Origin of the sequence: Spirillospora sp. NPDC048823 (assembly GCF_043198445.1) — a bacterium.
GTDB lineage: Bacteria > Actinomycetota > Actinomycetes > Streptosporangiales > Streptosporangiaceae > Spirillospora.
Genome location: NZ_JBICUT010000005.1, coordinates 275,739 through 289,403 on the forward strand (window position 1 = coordinate 275,739; position 13,665 = coordinate 289,403).

Genomic DNA, 13,665 nt, shown 5'->3' on the forward strand with positions numbered 1-13,665 from the left:
GCTACAGCGGCGGCCAGGGGATGGCGGGCCAGTCCTCCGGCGGATACGGGTGGATCCGGTGCTTGAGCATCAGTTCCACCCGGCGGCGGGTGGCGTCGACCTCGTCGGGGGTGAGGAGTTCGGCCAGACGCGCGCCGAGGGCGCCGCCGCGCAGGCCGTCGTCCACGCGGCCGAGGGCCTCCAGGGCCTCGGCCGTCAGCGGCTTGCCGCGCCACTGCCACAGGACGGTGCGGAGCTTGTAGTCGGCGGAGAAGCAGACGCCGTGGTCGCAGCCGTAGACGTGGCCGTCGCCGGGCGGCAGCAGGTGGCCGATCTTGCGGTCGGCGTTGTTGACGACGGCGTCGAACACCGACATGCGGCGGATCGCGTCGTCGTCGGAGCGGGACAGGGCGACGAGGTCGATGTCGGGATCGGGTTCGACCCACAGCTGAACCATGCCCGGCCCGTACGGGCCGTCGCGGTGCACGGTGGGCGGGACGGTCCCCCACCCCATCGCCTTGGAGACCTCGTAGGCGGCGACCTCCCGCTCGGCGAGGGTGCCGTCGGGGAAGTCCCACAGCGGGCGCTCCCCGGCGACCGGCTTGTAGACGCAGCCCGCGGAGAGGCCGTCGTGGTCGACGGAGCAGTACAGGGTGGCGTTGGACGCCTGGACGAGCCTGCCCTCCACGCTGAGCCGCCCGGCCGACAGCAGCCGCTCGGCTCCCTCGACGTCGCGGGGGGAGACCCGGCGTCCGGGCTCGCTCCGCCCGGAGCCGTCCGCGGGCGCCCGGTCGCGGGAGGACTGCGTCATGCGATCATTCTCCCGGCCGCGTCGTCCATGATCCAGCATGGGTGGAGGTCATCTCAGCCGAGGTATCCGTTCTGGCGGGGGCACACGTGCCCCTCGGTGTCGAGGGGCAGGCCGCACAGCGGGCAGGGCGGCCGCCCGGCGGCGACGACCTTCAGGGCCCGCTCGGCGAACGCGCGGGCCTGCGCGGCGCTGATCCGCACCCGCAGCACCGCGATGGCCGGGTCCTCCTCCCCGACCTCGGCGTCCTCCTCCGCCTCGGTGACCTCCTGCGCCTCGATGACGACCTGCTCGTCGTCCGGATCCCAGGCCAGCGCCATCGTGCCGACCTTGAACTCCTCCTCCACCGGCTGGTCGAGGGGGCCGTCGTCCTGGAGTTCCGACGGCGTGACCGCCGGCACCGTGGCCTCCCCGCCGGTGCGCCGCAGCACCTCGTCGAGCAACTCCTCCAGCCGTTCGGCCAGCAGCGTCACCTGGAACTTCTCCAGGCCGACGCTGGTGACGCGGCGGCCCGAGCGGGCCTGCAGGAAGAAGGCGCGGTCGCCTGGCCGCCCGACGGCGCCGGCGACGAAACGCTCCGGCGGGTCGTAGGAGATGACGGGCATGACATCGACCCTACGCGCCGCCGCCGACGGGCGCGTCCCCCGGCCCGAGTCCGTCTTTCCCGGAACCTTCCACCGGCTGCTCTGGAACGAGACCGGCCACATCGCCGCCGGTGTCGTTGACGCGGACGACGAACGGGCGCGTTTCGGTGTACCGGATGACGGTGAGCGACGCGGGGTCGGCCTGGATCCGCTGGAACTGGTCGAGGTGGAGGCCGAGCGCGTCGGCGACGACGGACTTGATGATGTCGCCGTGGCTGCACACCGCGTAGAGGGCCTCGGGGCCGTGCGCGGCGGCGATCCGCTCGTTCCAGTCGCGGACGGCGGTGACGGCGCGGTGCTGCGCGCCCGCGAGGGACTCGCCGGCCTCGCCGGGGAACCGGACGGCGCTCGGATGGGCCTGCACGACCCGCCAGAGCGGCTCCTCGGCCAGTTCCTTGAGGGGACGGCCCGTCCAGTCGCCGTAGCGGACCTCGCCGAACCGCTCGTCCGTCTCGATCTTCTCGATGGGGCCGTCGTGCCCGGCGGCGATCGCCTCGGCGGTCTCGGCGCAGCGTTCCAGGGGGCTGGTGACGACCGCGGCGAGCGGGAGGGACGCCAGGCGGCCGGCGAGGCGGGCGACCTGCGCGCGGCCTCGGTCGTCGAGCCGGACCCCGGGCGTCCAGCCGGCGAGCACGGGTCCGGTCATCGCGGTCAGGCCATGCCTCACCAGCAGGAGTGTGGTCACAGCAGCCACTCTAGGAGATGACGGGCAGCCTGGTGGTGGGCGCCCCCGCGCCGGCGGATACGGGAGAATGCGTGCCGTGATCGTGGACAAGGCCATCTACGCGCGCGGCACGCGCCGCGACATCGAGGGCGACATCAGCGACGCCTTCGACCTCGCCCGCCAGGACGGCGACTGCTTCCTCTGGATCGGCATGTTCGAGCCGGACGAGGCCGAGTTCGAACTGGTCAGGGACGAGCTGGAGCTGCACCCGCTCGCCGCCGAGGACGCCGTGTCCGCACACCAGCGGCCCAAGCTGGAACGCTACGACGACACGCTGTTCATCGTGCTGAAGACGCTGACCTACATCGACGCGACCTCCGACATCGAGGTCGGCGAGATCATGCTGTTCCTCGGCCGGGACTTCGCCGTCACCGTCCGGCACGGCGCCGGCAACCCGCTCGGCCCCGCCCGCGGGCGGCTGGAGGAGTCGCCCGAGCTGCTCCAGCACGGCGCCGCCGCCGTCCTGTACGCGGTGTGCGACGAGGTCGTCGACCGCTACGGGCTCGTCGCCCACGAGGTCGAGGTCGACATCATCGGGCTGGAGCGCGCCGTGTTCGACCCGGGCGCGCGGGACGTCACCGCCGACATCTACTCCCTCAAGCGGGAGGTGCTGGAGTTCCGCGGCGCCGAGGACCCGCTCGTCCCGGTGATGCAGGAGATCGTGAAGGGCCGCGTCCCCGAGTGCGGTTCCACCCGGGAGTACTTCCGCGACGTCCTGGACCACCTGCTGCGCGTCGACGAGCAGGTCGACGCGCACAACGAGCTGCTCAACAGCGTGCTGAACGCGCACCTCGCGCTGCTCGGCAAGCGGCAGAACGAGGACATGCGCAAGATCTCCGCGTGGGCCGCGATCATCGCGGTGCCGACGGCGATCGCCGGGATCTACGGCATGAACTTCGACCACATGCCCGAACTGCACTGGACCTTCGGCTACCCGCTGGTCCTCGGGGTGATGGCGGTCATCTGCGTGCTGCTGTTCCGCAAACTCCGCAGGAGCGGCTGGCTCTAGCCGCCCCTAGCCGCCGGGGCGGCGAGCAGGACCGCCCACAGGTGCGACTCGGCGCCGTCGGCCTCCAGGCGGCGCCGGATCCGCTCCACGGCGCCGCGGGTCGGCAGCGCCAGCCAGAGCAGCAGCGGATAGCCGATGGCGAACCCGGCGACGAACACCAGCTCGCTGTGCCCCACCATGGCCAGCGGCAGGCCCAGCAGGATCACGCCCTCGGCGAGCGCGAACCGCAGCAGCACCGCCTGCCGGAACATCATGAGCGCCGTCCGCGCCGCCGTCCGCCGATCCGACCCGGGGGGCATCGGGCGCGGCGCGCGCGGCCCGGCCAGGAGCGCGGCCAGCGCCGCGGCCACCAGCGGGAGGTAGATCCAGAGCGGCGTCTCCTCGTCGCCCTGCACGATCGCCGGCGTGATCGCCAGGATGAGGACGGGGGCGGCCACCAGGACCAGCATCATCAGGCGCATCCGGCCGAGCTCGGTACGGCCGCGCAGGGAGGCGGCGAAGCCGGGGTCGTCGCCCGGTCCCGCGCCGAACACCGGTGCCAGATCCGGCCCGCCGTCGCCGTCCGGCGTCTTCGGCGAGTACATCGAGAACGGTGGTGGCGCCATGGCGCGAAACTTTAGCCGGGCGGCGTCCCCGGCAATAGACCTCACCAGGATCTTTGCGCCGGGCGGGAACCCGGGCGGGGGCCCGCTCACGTCCCGGTCGGCTCGCCCGGACCGCTAGATTGACCGCCCATGAAGGAGCGTCACCTCGGGCGGAGCGGGCTGCTGGTGTCCCGGCTGGGCCTCGGCACCATGACCTGGGGGCACGACACCGACCCGGACGAGGCCGCGGCACAGCTCGCCGCGTTCGTGGACGCCGGGGGCACGCTGGTGGACACCGCCGACGTCTACAGCGACGGCGCCAGCGAGCGGATCCTCGGCCACCTGCTGCGCGAGACGGTCGACCGGGACGGCCTGGTCATCGCGACCAAGGCCGCGATCAGGCCGAACGGACGCTACGACGGATCCCGCAGGCACCTGCTCCACGCCCTCGACGCCTCCCTCGACCGGATGGACCTGGACCACGTCGACCTGTGGCAGCTGCACGTGTACGACCCGGCCACGCCGCTGGAGGAGACGCTGTCGGCGCTGGACGAGGCGGTCGCGTCCGGCCGGGCCCGCTATGTCGGGGTGTCCAACTACGCGGGCTGGCAGGTGTCGAAGGCCGCCGCCTGGCAGCGGGCGTGGCCCGGTCGCGCCCCGGTGGTGTCGGCCCAGCTGGAGTACTCGCTGCTGCGCCGTGACATCGAGCGGGAGGTCGTGCCCGCCGTGCTGGACGCCGGGGCGGGGCTGCTGCCGTGGTCGCCGCTCGGCCGGGGGGTGCTCACCGGCAAGTACCGCACCGGCATCCCCGCCGGGTCGCGCGCCGCCGCGCCTCATTTCGCCGAGTTCGTCCAGCCCTACCTCGACGAGGAGTGCGCCCGGATCGTGGAGTCGGTGGTGACCGCCGCCGAGGGCCTCGGACGCTCCCCGCTGGCGGTGGCGCTCGCGTGGGTCCGCGACCGCGACGGTGTCGCCGCGCCGATCGTCGGCGCCCGCACCGCCGCGCAGCTCACCGCCATACTGGACAGTGAGGACCTGACGCTCCCGGGCGAGATCCGCGGCGCGCTGGACGACGTCTCCGACACCTCGTCCGGCGCGTGACACGCTCGGGACGGTCCACCGCCAACCGTGATCAGCCGCGACGGGAAGCCCGTGACCGACACCCCTGACCCCACCCCCGCCGAGCGGGCGGCGCGCGCCGCGGAGGCCATGCGCGCCGCCGAGGCCGCCGCCGCGGCCCTGGACGGCCGCCGCGACGAAGAACGCGGCGGCGACCGCGAGCCCGCGCCCGCACAGGCAGCGCCCGCCGGGCCCGCCCCGACCGCGCGGGAGGGCCTGCGTGCCCTCACCGAGCTGTTCTCCGCGACCGGCGTCCCCGCGCCGCTCGCGTCCCGCGCCGCCGCCCGGCTCGGACCGGACGCCGCCGCCGGGCTGCGCGCCGACCCGTGGCGGCTGCTGCGCGTCCCCGGCGTCCGGCCGCCCCAGGCCGACCACTTCGCCCGCGCCGTCCTCGGGCGGGACGCGGCGCCGGGCGACCCCCGGCGCGGCCGCGCCCTCGTCCTGTACCTGCTCACCGAAGCCGCCCGGGAGGGCCACACGGTCACGCCCGCCGCCGCCGTGATGTCGGCGCTGGAACGCGTCCGGCTCCCCGACCCGCAGGCCGCCGTGGAGGCCGCGCTGGACGAGGCGGAGGTGCTCTCGCTCACCGAGGAGCCCGAGTTCGGCGAGGCGGCCTTCGAGGAGGACGCCGAGCCGCCGGAACCGGAGGAGACCCTCGGCCCGGCGCGGTGGGCGCTCGCCGAGGAGGCGGCGGCCGAAGGGTTCCAGCGGCTGTCGCTGACGGCCGCGCCGCTGCTGGACGACGTCGCCGTCAAGGGCCTGCGCGACGGCCTGCCCGAGGACCGCTCCCTCGCGCTCACCGCCGCGCTCCGCACCGGCGTGAGCGTCCTGCGCGGGACGCCGGGCGACCTCGCGCGCACCGCCCTCGGCATCGCCGCCGCGGCGGCGGGCCAGGGCGTGCGCACCGCCGTGGCCGCTCCGACCGACCACGCCGCCGCCGACCTGCACGCGGACGCCGAAGGGGTCACGGTCACGAGCCTCCACCGGCTGCTGGAGCCGCAGGACGAGCCGGCAGCCGCGCCGGGGGCCGTCGTGTACGGGCGCGGCGAGCGGCGTCCCTTCGACCTCGACCTGATCATCGTCATGGACGCCGCGGTGCTCGACGTCGAACTGTGCGCGGTGCTGGCCGAGGCGTGTCCCGACGGCGCCCATCTCGTGCTGTGCGCCGAGCCGGGCGCGCCGCCGCCCGCCGGGCCGGGCCGGCCGCTGGACGACCTGGAGGCGTCCGAGACCGTCCCCGTCGTCACGCTGGACGCCGCGCCCCCGTCCGGTCCGCTCGGCGAGCTGGCCGGCGCCGTGCGCGGCGGCGACCTGGCCGCCGTGGACGCGCCCGGGCACGAGGTCGTGATCGTGCCCGCCGCGAGCCCCGGCGAGGCGGTGCACCGGGCCGTCCAGCTCGTCACCGACTCGATCCCCCGCGCGCTCGGCATCGCGGTCGAGGACGTCCAGGTCGTCGCGCCGGCCGCGGGCGGCGAGGCGGGCACCGGCGCCCTCAACGCGGCGCTCAAGGAGCGGCTGAACCCCGGCCCCGGCAGGTTCGGCGGGATGGACCCCGGCGACCGGGTGGTCGTCGCCGCCCCCCTCCCCCACGCCGCGCTCGGTGAGACCGGCGTGGTGACCGGCGGCGGCCCGCACGGGCTGGACGTCGACTTCCCCGGCGGCGCGGCCGTCGTCGCCCCGGCGGACGCGTCCCGGCTGCGGCACGGCTGGGCGGTGACGGTCGCTCAGGCGCGCGGGACGCGCCGTCCCGCCGTGGTGGCGGTCATGTCGCCCGCGGGCCTGTCACGGCCGCTGGTGGCCACCGCGTTCGGGCTGGCGCGCCGGCACCTGTCGGTCGTGCAGGCGGCCGGCCCGGACCTGGTCAGGGCGGTCCGCGAGAACGGCGCGCCCGCGCGGCGCACCAGGCTCGCGAAACTGGTGATCCACTGAGGCCATGGCGGGTAAAGAAACGCCCGTGTCGCGGTTTACGGACGGGCCCGTATGGGACACGATGTCAACAGGGTCAGCGAATGCGCGAACGGGTGGAGGAGCGGCATGCCCCAGCGGCTCAGGCGGGTCGGTACGGCTTCGGCGGCGGTCTCGGCGGGCGCGCTCGTCCTGCTCCTGTCCGCCCCGGCGGCCGAGGCGGCCGAGGTCTGCAAGAAGGGCGTCGACCCGGAGACCACGATCGAGAACTGGAAGTGCAACCTCGGCAACATCCGCGAGGCGCTCACTCCGAAGACGCCGACGCCCACGCCGGAGCCCACCCCGTCCAAGACCGCCCCGAAGAAGACCACGTCGAGCAAGAGCTCGGGGAACAAGACGTCCAAGGCGCCCGCCAAGAAGACCCGCAAGCCGTCCTCGGCCCCGAGCGGCGGCGGCGCGGCGGCGCCTCCGCCCGTGATGACCGACTCCACGGTGTCCCGCCCGCTCACGGAGAAGGCGCCGTCCACCGCGACCGGCCTCCCGGGGGTCCTGCCCACCCCCGAGATCGCCGCGGACCCGAACGCCCACCGGCAGAACCCGCCGGCCGGGACGGCAGCCATGCCGCAGACGCGCCTCATCTCACCCGTCGCGGCCTCACAGCAGGACAACGGCCAACTGCTCCTGGTCGCCGCCGCCGCAGGCGCCGCGGGCGCCGCCGGCGCCCTCAACCTCAGCGTCGCCGGCCGCACCCGACGCAGGCGCCGCACCACCAGGTAACACGCGAGCCCGCACCACCAACCGACACGCGATCCCGCGCTACGAACCGGCACGCGATCCCGCGCCAGCCGACAGGCGATCTCCGGTCCGCACCGACCCCGGCCGACACCGCAACCCCGCGACGACCCAAACCGTCGCGATCGCGTCCGAAGGCAGGTTTCGAGCGAAGCAAGAAACCTGATCGCGCAGCGAGCCGCAAGGCGAGTTCGGAGCGATGCAGCGATCGCACCGCAGTTCCCGCCGAAGGAGGGCGCTCTAGCGCCCGACGCCAAGGGAACTGCAAAAAAACTACGCGCCCATGGCGTGGATGCCGCCGTCCACGTGGACGATTTCGCCGGTGGTCGCCGGGAACCAGTCCGACAGCAGGGCGGCGCACGCGCGGGCCGTCGGCTCGCTGTCCTTGACGTCCCAGCCGAGCGGCGCGACCTGCGGCCACATCTCCGTGATGCCCTCGAAACCAGGGATGCTCTTGGCCGCCATCGTGGCGAGCGGCCCGGCGGCGACGAGGTTCACCCGGATCCCCTGGGGGCCGAGGTACTTGGCCAGGTAGCGGGAGCAGGACTCCAGTCCGGCCTTGGCCACGCCCATCCAGTCGTACACCGGCCACGCCTTGGTGGCGTCGAAGTCCAGGCCGACGACCGAGCCGCCGTCCTTCATCAGCGGCAGGCACGCCATCGTCAGCGACTTCAGCGAGTACGTCGAGGAGTGCACGGCCGTCGCCACGTCCTCCCACGGCGTCTCCAGGAAGTTGCCGCCGAGCGCGGTCTGCGGCGCGAACCCGATCGCGTGGACGACGCCGTCCAGGTGGTCGAAGCCGTTGTCGCGCAGGTTCCCGGCCAGCGCGTCCAGCTGCTCGGCGTTGGTCGCGTCCAGCTCGATCACCGGCGGCGGCGAGTCGGGTCCGGTCGGGAGCCGCTTGGCGGTCCGGGCGGTGAGCGTCGGGCGCGGGTAGGCGGTCAGCACCACCTCGGCGCCCTGCTCCTGCGCGACGCGCGCGACGTGGAAGCCGATCGAGGCGTCGGTGAGGACGCCGGTGACCAGGATGCGCTTGCCTTCGAGGATTCCCATGTCCGTCAGTGCCCCATTCCCAGGCCGCCGTCGACGGGGATCACGGCCCCGGTGATGTAGGCGGCGTCCTCGCTCGCCACGAACCGCACGGCCTTGGCGACCTCGTCCGGCTGCGCGATCCGCCCCAGCGGGATCGCCGAGGTGATGGCCTTCTGCTGGTCCTCGGTCAGCACCGCCGTCATGTCGGTGTCGACGAATCCGGGCGCCACCACGTTGACGGTGATGCCGCGGGAGCCGAGCTCGCGGGCGAGGGACCGCGCGAACCCGACCATCCCCGCCTTGGACGCGGCGTAGTTGGCCTGGCCCGGCGAGCCCATCAGGCCCACCACCGAGGAGACCAGCACGATGCGTCCCTTGCGCTTGCGCATCATGGCCTTCACGCCGCGCTTGGCGACGCGGAACGCGCCGGTCAGGTTCGTGTCGATCACCGAGGTGAACGACTCCTCGCTCATGATCGCCAGCAGGGTGTCCTTGGTGATCCCTGCGTTGGCGACGACCACCTCGACCGGGCCGTGCTCCGCCTCCACCTTGCCGAAGGCGGCGTCGACGTCCTCGGCGCTGGTCACGTCGCACCGGACGCCGAACAGCCCCTCGGGGGGCTCACCGGACCGGTAGGTGACGGCGACCGCGTCGCCCGCGGCGGCGAGCTCTCGGGCGATCGCGAGGCCGATGCCCCGGTTCCCCCCGGTGACGAGGACAGAGCGACTCATCACGACCCTCTCGTTGGCTGCTCCTGGCACACCGCGTCGCACGGTGATGACAGCGCACGACACTAGCGGCCTTCCGGCGGGCTGCGGATGTGCCGAACCGACAAGATCCGCTCACCGGTGTTTGTTCGGGTGCCCTCCCGGGCGCGGCGGGTAGGTTCCCAAGGGTGCATGACATCGATCCCGCCTTCACCGCGCTGCCGCTTCACGCGCTGGCCGACGCGGCCCTGTCCCGCGCCCGGGAGCTGGGCGCCGAGCACGCCGACTTCCGCCTGGAGCGCATCCGCAGCCAGACACTCCGCCTGCACGACGCCGCACTGGAGACCGCCCTGGACGCCGACGACGTGGGCCTGTCGGTCCGGGTCGTCAAGGACGGCACCTGGGGCTTCGCCGCCGGCGTCGACCTGACGCCCGGGGGCGCCGCACGCGTCGCCGCCCAGGCGGTGGACGTCGCGGCGGTCGCCAGGGCCGTCAACCGCGAGCCCATCGAGCTGGCCCCCGAACCGGTGCACGGGGAGCGCACCTGGATCTCGGCGTACGAGGTCGACCCGTTCGACGTGCCGACCGCGGACAAGGTGGCGCTGCTGTCGGGCTGGAGCCGCATGCTGCTCGGCGACGACCGCGTCGACCACGTGGACGCGACGCTGCTGCAGGTCAAGGAGAACAAGTTCTTCGCCGACCTCGCCGGGACCGTCACCACCCAGCAGCGCGTCCGGGTGCACCCGGTCGTGACCGCCGTCGGCATCTCCGGCGGCCTGTTCGACACGATGCGCACGCTCGCGCCGCCCGCCGGGTACGGGTGGGAGTGGCTGTCGGGCCGGCACTGGGACTGGGACGGCGAACTGGCCCGCATTCCCGAGCTCCTCGCCGAGAAGCTCGCCGCGCCGTCGGTCGAGGCGGGCGTGTACGACGTCGTCGTCGACCCGTCCAACCTGTGGCTGACGATCCACGAGTCGATCGGCCACGCCACCGAGCTCGACCGGGCGCTCGGATACGAGGCCGCCTACGCGGGCACGTCGTTCGCCACCCCCGACAAGCTCGGGAACCTCCAGTACGGCTCCAAGGTCATGAACATCACCGGGGACCGCACCACCGAACACGGTCTGGCCACCATCGGTTACGACGACGAGGGCGTCGAGGGCCAGTCCTTCGACATCGTCTCCGGCGGGCTGTTCACCGGCTACCAGACCGACCGCCGCATCGCCCGCCTGACCGGTGCCGGCCGCTCCAACGGGTGCGCGTTCGCCGACGCGGCGTCCAGCATGCCGATCCAGCGGATGGCGAACGTGTCGCTGAAACCCGCCGAGGACGGCCCGTCCACCGAGGAGCTGATCTCCGGCGTCGACCGCGGCATCTACATCATGGGCGACAAGAGCTGGTCGATCGACATGCAGCGCCACAACTTCCAGTTCACCGGGCAGCGGTTCTACCGGATCGAGAACGGGCGGCTCGCCGGGCAGCTCCGCGACGTCGCCTACCAGGCCACCACGACCGACTTCTGGAACTCCATGGAGGCCGTCGGCGGGCCGCGGACGTACGTGCTCGGCGGCGCGTTCAACTGCGGCAAGGGCCAGCCGGGGCAGGTCGCGCCGGTCAGCCACGGCTGCCCGTCCGCGCTGTTCCGCGGCGTCAACATCCTCAACGCCCTGAAGGAGGCCGGCCAGTGAGCGCCATGAGGCCGCAGGAGGCCGTCGAGCGGGCACTGTCGCTGTCCCGCACGGACGACTGCATCGTCATCGCCGACGAGGCGAGCACCGCGAACCTGCGGTGGGCGGGCAACACGCTCACCACCAACGGCGTGACCCGCTCCAACCGCCTCACCGTCATCGCGTTGCGCGACACCGCCGACGGCGTCGCGGCGGGCGTGGTGTCGCGGTCGGCCGTCGCCGCCGACGGCATCGAGGACCTGGTGCGCGCCGCGGAGGCCGACGCCGCAGCGGGCGAGGCCGCCGAGGACGCCGCCCCGCTGATCACCGGGGGCCCGGCCGCGGCCGGGTGGGACGACGACCCCGCCGAGACCGGGATCGGCGTGTTCGAGGGGTTCGCGCCCGCGCTCGGCGAGGCGTTCGCCGCCGCGCAGGCCGGCGACCGGCGCCTGTACGGGTTCGCCAACCATATGCTGACCTCGACGTTCCTGGGCACCTCGACGGGGCTGCGGCTGCGCCACGACCAGCCGACCGGGCTGCTGGAGCTGAACGCCAAGGGCGCCGGCGGCTCGGCGTGGGCGGGCACCGGCACCCGCGACTTCACCGACGTCGACGTCGCCGCGCTGACCGGCGGCCTCGCCCGGCGGCTGGAGTGGGGCGAGCGGCGCGTGGACCTGCCCGCCGGGCGGTACGAGACGATCCTGCCGCCGTCCGCCGTCGCCGACCTGATGATCTACCTGTACTGGTCGGCGGGCGCGCAGGACGCCCAGGACGGCCGGACGGTGTTCAGCGCCCCCGGCGGCGGCACCCGCGTCGGCGAGAAGCTCGCGAGCCTGCCCGTCACGCTGTCCAGCGACCCGGCCGCGGCGGGCCTGGAGTGCGCCCCGTTCGTCGTCGCGCACGCCTCCGGCCGCGAATCGTCGGTGTTCGACAACGGCCTCGCGCTCGGCGCCACCGACTGGATCAGCGACGGCACCCTCACCTCGCTCACCCAGACCCGGCACTCGGCGGAGCGCACGGGGCTGCCGCTCACCCCGCCCATCGACAACCTGGCGATGTCGGGGCCGGGCGGCGGCGCGTCCCTGGAGGAGATGGTCGCCCGCACCGAACGCGGCCTGCTGCTGACGTGCCTGTGGTACATCCGCGAGGTCGACTCGCAGAGCCTCCTGCTGACCGGCCTCACCCGCGACGGCGTCTACCTCGTCGAAGACGGGGAGGTCGTCGGGGCGGTGAACAACTTCCGGTTCAACGAAAGCCCGGTCGACCTGCTGTCACGCCTGACCGAGGTCGGCGAGACCGGCCCGGCGCTGCCGCGCGAGTGGTCCGACTACTTCAACCGGGCCGCCATGCCGCCGATCAGGATCGGCGACTTCAACATGTCGACGGTGTCGCAGGCGTCCTGACGTCCCGCGCGGCCGGGCCCGCCCTCGCCGGGCGGGCCCGGCCGCTCAGGTGTCCTCCAGGCGGAAGCCGACCTTCATGGTGACCTGGATGTGGGCGACCTCGCCGTCCTCGATCTGCCCGCGGACCTCGGTCACCTCGAACCAGTCCAGGTGGCGCAGGGTCTGCGAGGCGCGCCGGACGCCGTTGCGGATCGCGCTCTCGACCGACTCCGGCGAGGTTCCCACGATCTCCGTCACGCGGTACGTGCGATCGGTCATCTCATTCCCTCCGATGTCTTGACCCGGACTGGTATCGCAAGCCGGACTCCATGGGCTTACCGTGGAATGGTGAAGGTCAATCACCATCGGGAACCCGAGGTCTACACGGTCACCGACGCGCCCCGTCCCATGTCCGAGGACATCGGGTACCGGCAGCGGCGGTACCTGGTGTCGATGGGCGTCCGCACGGTGTGCTTCGTCGGCGCGATACTGGCCGCGGTGGGCGGCGCGCCGGCGTGGGCGGTTCTCGTTCTGGTGGCCGGGGCGCTGCTCCTGCCCTACATCGCGGTGATCTTCGCCAACGGCGGGCGGGAGCCGACGGCCTCGGCGGCCTTCGAGGACCCCGAGGCAGGGGAACAGAAGCCGGGTTCCGGACAGCGACCGGAAATCGGGTCGTGACATTCTCTTGACTAACCGCGGGGGGTTTCGGTGTACGATTTGTACCGGCGCTCTGGTCCCCCGTCGGAGCGCCCGTGCCGGTGTTCCGGGCCCCCGTCGGAACACCGATGATGCGGCGCCGGGTGGATTGCCCCCGTATCCACCCGGCGCCGCTTTTCATATCCGAGGTCCTGCCATGGGACTCCCCCTGGCCAGCGATGACCTTCCCGTGACCCGCGCCTGAGGGCCCGTCCCGGTCACAAGCACATTCTGGCGAAAAGGCAAGCACTGGCCGTGGCCTGGTCCGGCCACGACCCGAAACTCCGCCGAACCGAACTTTTCGCCCGCGAATCCGTGTGCAGCACGGCGTTTCCGGCCGGGCACCGTCCGTCAGAACGACCTGGACGCAGACCGATCCGATCCGGGGCGCGCTGCGTACCTCTGAACGGCGATGGCATCATCCCCGCGCGGCGGGCCCCCCGCGCCGCCCGCCGTGGATTCCGTCCGGTCCCGACCCGCCGACCCACTTGACGGAAGGCGTCGATGAGACGAACATCACAGCTGGCCCCGCCTGAGACACATCGTACATGTGTCTCATCGGGCGGCCGTCACCATGCGGTGCGCCATGCCCGGCGCCGCCGCCCGGGAAACGGAGA

General features: G+C 73.4%; 14 protein-coding genes. 7 read left to right on the forward strand and 7 right to left on the reverse strand.

Annotated elements, in window-relative coordinates; translation table 11 throughout:
- Nucleotide 1: 1 nt before the first annotated feature.
- The 3 genes from ACGFK0_RS14720 to ACGFK0_RS14730 are packed head-to-tail and all read right to left on the reverse strand — an operon-like array spanning nucleotide 2 to nucleotide 2,116.
- Nucleotides 2–790: an SCO1664 family protein gene (locus ACGFK0_RS14720; RefSeq protein ID WP_392904730.1), complete on the reverse strand. Its 789-nt coding sequence runs from the start codon at nucleotides 788–790 to the stop codon at nucleotides 2–4.
- Between the two features lie 53 nt (nucleotides 791–843).
- Nucleotides 844–1,392 carry a DUF3090 domain-containing protein gene (locus ACGFK0_RS14725; RefSeq protein WP_392904733.1) on the reverse strand — a complete coding sequence of 183 codons (549 nt, stop codon included), beginning with the start codon at nucleotides 1,390–1,392 and terminating at the stop codon, nucleotides 844–846.
- A gap of 10 nt (nucleotides 1,393–1,402) precedes the next feature.
- Complete coding sequence (locus ACGFK0_RS14730) at nucleotides 1,403–2,116, reverse strand: histidine phosphatase family protein (protein ID WP_392904736.1); 714 nt, start codon at nucleotides 2,114–2,116, stop codon at nucleotides 1,403–1,405.
- A 76-nt stretch (nucleotides 2,117–2,192) separates the two neighbouring features.
- On the opposite strand from ACGFK0_RS14730, the gene corA reads away from it, so the two are divergent.
- Nucleotides 2,193–3,164, forward strand: coding sequence for a magnesium/cobalt transporter CorA (gene corA, locus ACGFK0_RS14735; RefSeq protein ID WP_392904738.1), 972 nt, complete (start codon nucleotides 2,193–2,195; stop codon nucleotides 3,162–3,164).
- Here corA and ACGFK0_RS14740 read toward each other — a convergent pair.
- On the reverse strand, nucleotides 3,161–3,769 hold the full coding sequence (locus ACGFK0_RS14740; RefSeq protein ID WP_392904741.1) for a hypothetical protein: 609 nt from the start codon (nucleotides 3,767–3,769) through the stop codon (nucleotides 3,161–3,163). The genes corA and ACGFK0_RS14740 overlap by 4 nt on opposite strands.
- 129 nt (nucleotides 3,770–3,898) lie before the next feature.
- Between ACGFK0_RS14740 and ACGFK0_RS14745 the strand changes: the two genes are divergently transcribed.
- From ACGFK0_RS14745 to ACGFK0_RS14755, 3 genes are all read left to right on the forward strand, one after another.
- Entirely contained in the window at nucleotides 3,899–4,849 is a 951-nt protein-coding gene (locus tag ACGFK0_RS14745; RefSeq protein ID WP_392904744.1) for an aldo/keto reductase, read from the forward strand.
- A 51-nt stretch (nucleotides 4,850–4,900) separates the two neighbouring features.
- Nucleotides 4,901–6,796 carry a helix-hairpin-helix domain-containing protein gene (locus ACGFK0_RS14750; protein ID WP_392904747.1) on the forward strand — a complete coding sequence of 632 codons (1,896 nt, stop codon included), beginning with the start codon at nucleotides 4,901–4,903 and terminating at the stop codon, nucleotides 6,794–6,796.
- Nucleotides 6,797–6,901: 105 nt separating this feature from the next.
- On the forward strand, nucleotides 6,902–7,549 hold the full coding sequence (locus ACGFK0_RS14755) for a hypothetical protein (protein WP_392904749.1): 648 nt from the start codon (nucleotides 6,902–6,904) through the stop codon (nucleotides 7,547–7,549).
- 288 nt (nucleotides 7,550–7,837) lie between these two features.
- On the opposite strand, the gene fabI is transcribed toward ACGFK0_RS14755, so the two are convergent.
- Together fabI and ACGFK0_RS14765 are read right to left on the reverse strand one after the other, a co-directional pair.
- On the reverse strand, nucleotides 7,838–8,617 hold the full coding sequence (gene fabI / locus ACGFK0_RS14760; protein WP_392904751.1) for an enoyl-ACP reductase FabI: 780 nt from the start codon (nucleotides 8,615–8,617) through the stop codon (nucleotides 7,838–7,840).
- 5 nt (nucleotides 8,618–8,622) lie between these two features.
- A complete protein-coding gene (locus ACGFK0_RS14765) occupies nucleotides 8,623–9,327 on the reverse strand; it encodes a beta-ketoacyl-ACP reductase (protein WP_392904754.1) in 705 nt (234 codons plus the stop codon).
- 164 nt (nucleotides 9,328–9,491) lie between these two features.
- Between ACGFK0_RS14765 and ACGFK0_RS14770 the strand changes: the two genes are divergently transcribed.
- Together ACGFK0_RS14770 and ACGFK0_RS14775 are read left to right on the forward strand one after the other, a co-directional pair.
- Nucleotides 9,492–10,991 carry a TldD/PmbA family protein gene (locus tag ACGFK0_RS14770; protein ID WP_392904757.1) on the forward strand — a complete coding sequence of 500 codons (1,500 nt, stop codon included), beginning with the start codon at nucleotides 9,492–9,494 and terminating at the stop codon, nucleotides 10,989–10,991.
- Nucleotides 10,992–10,996: 5 nt separating this feature from the next.
- Complete coding sequence (locus ACGFK0_RS14775) at nucleotides 10,997–12,373, forward strand: metallopeptidase TldD-related protein (protein WP_392905127.1); 1,377 nt, start codon at nucleotides 10,997–10,999, stop codon at nucleotides 12,371–12,373.
- Nucleotides 12,374–12,418: 45 nt separating this feature from the next.
- Here the strand turns inward: ACGFK0_RS14775 and ACGFK0_RS14780 are convergent, their stop codons facing one another.
- The gene (locus ACGFK0_RS14780; protein ID WP_392904760.1) at nucleotides 12,419–12,631 is read right to left on the reverse strand and encodes a dodecin; all 213 of its coding nucleotides are present in this window, start codon (nucleotides 12,629–12,631) and stop codon (nucleotides 12,419–12,421) included.
- Between the two features lie 66 nt (nucleotides 12,632–12,697).
- Here ACGFK0_RS14780 and ACGFK0_RS14785 point away from each other — a divergent pair, with 66 nt between their 5' ends.
- On the forward strand, nucleotides 12,698–13,030 hold the full coding sequence (locus tag ACGFK0_RS14785) for a DUF3099 domain-containing protein (RefSeq protein ID WP_392904762.1): 333 nt from the start codon (nucleotides 12,698–12,700) through the stop codon (nucleotides 13,028–13,030).
- Nucleotides 13,031–13,665: the final 635 nt, after the last annotated feature.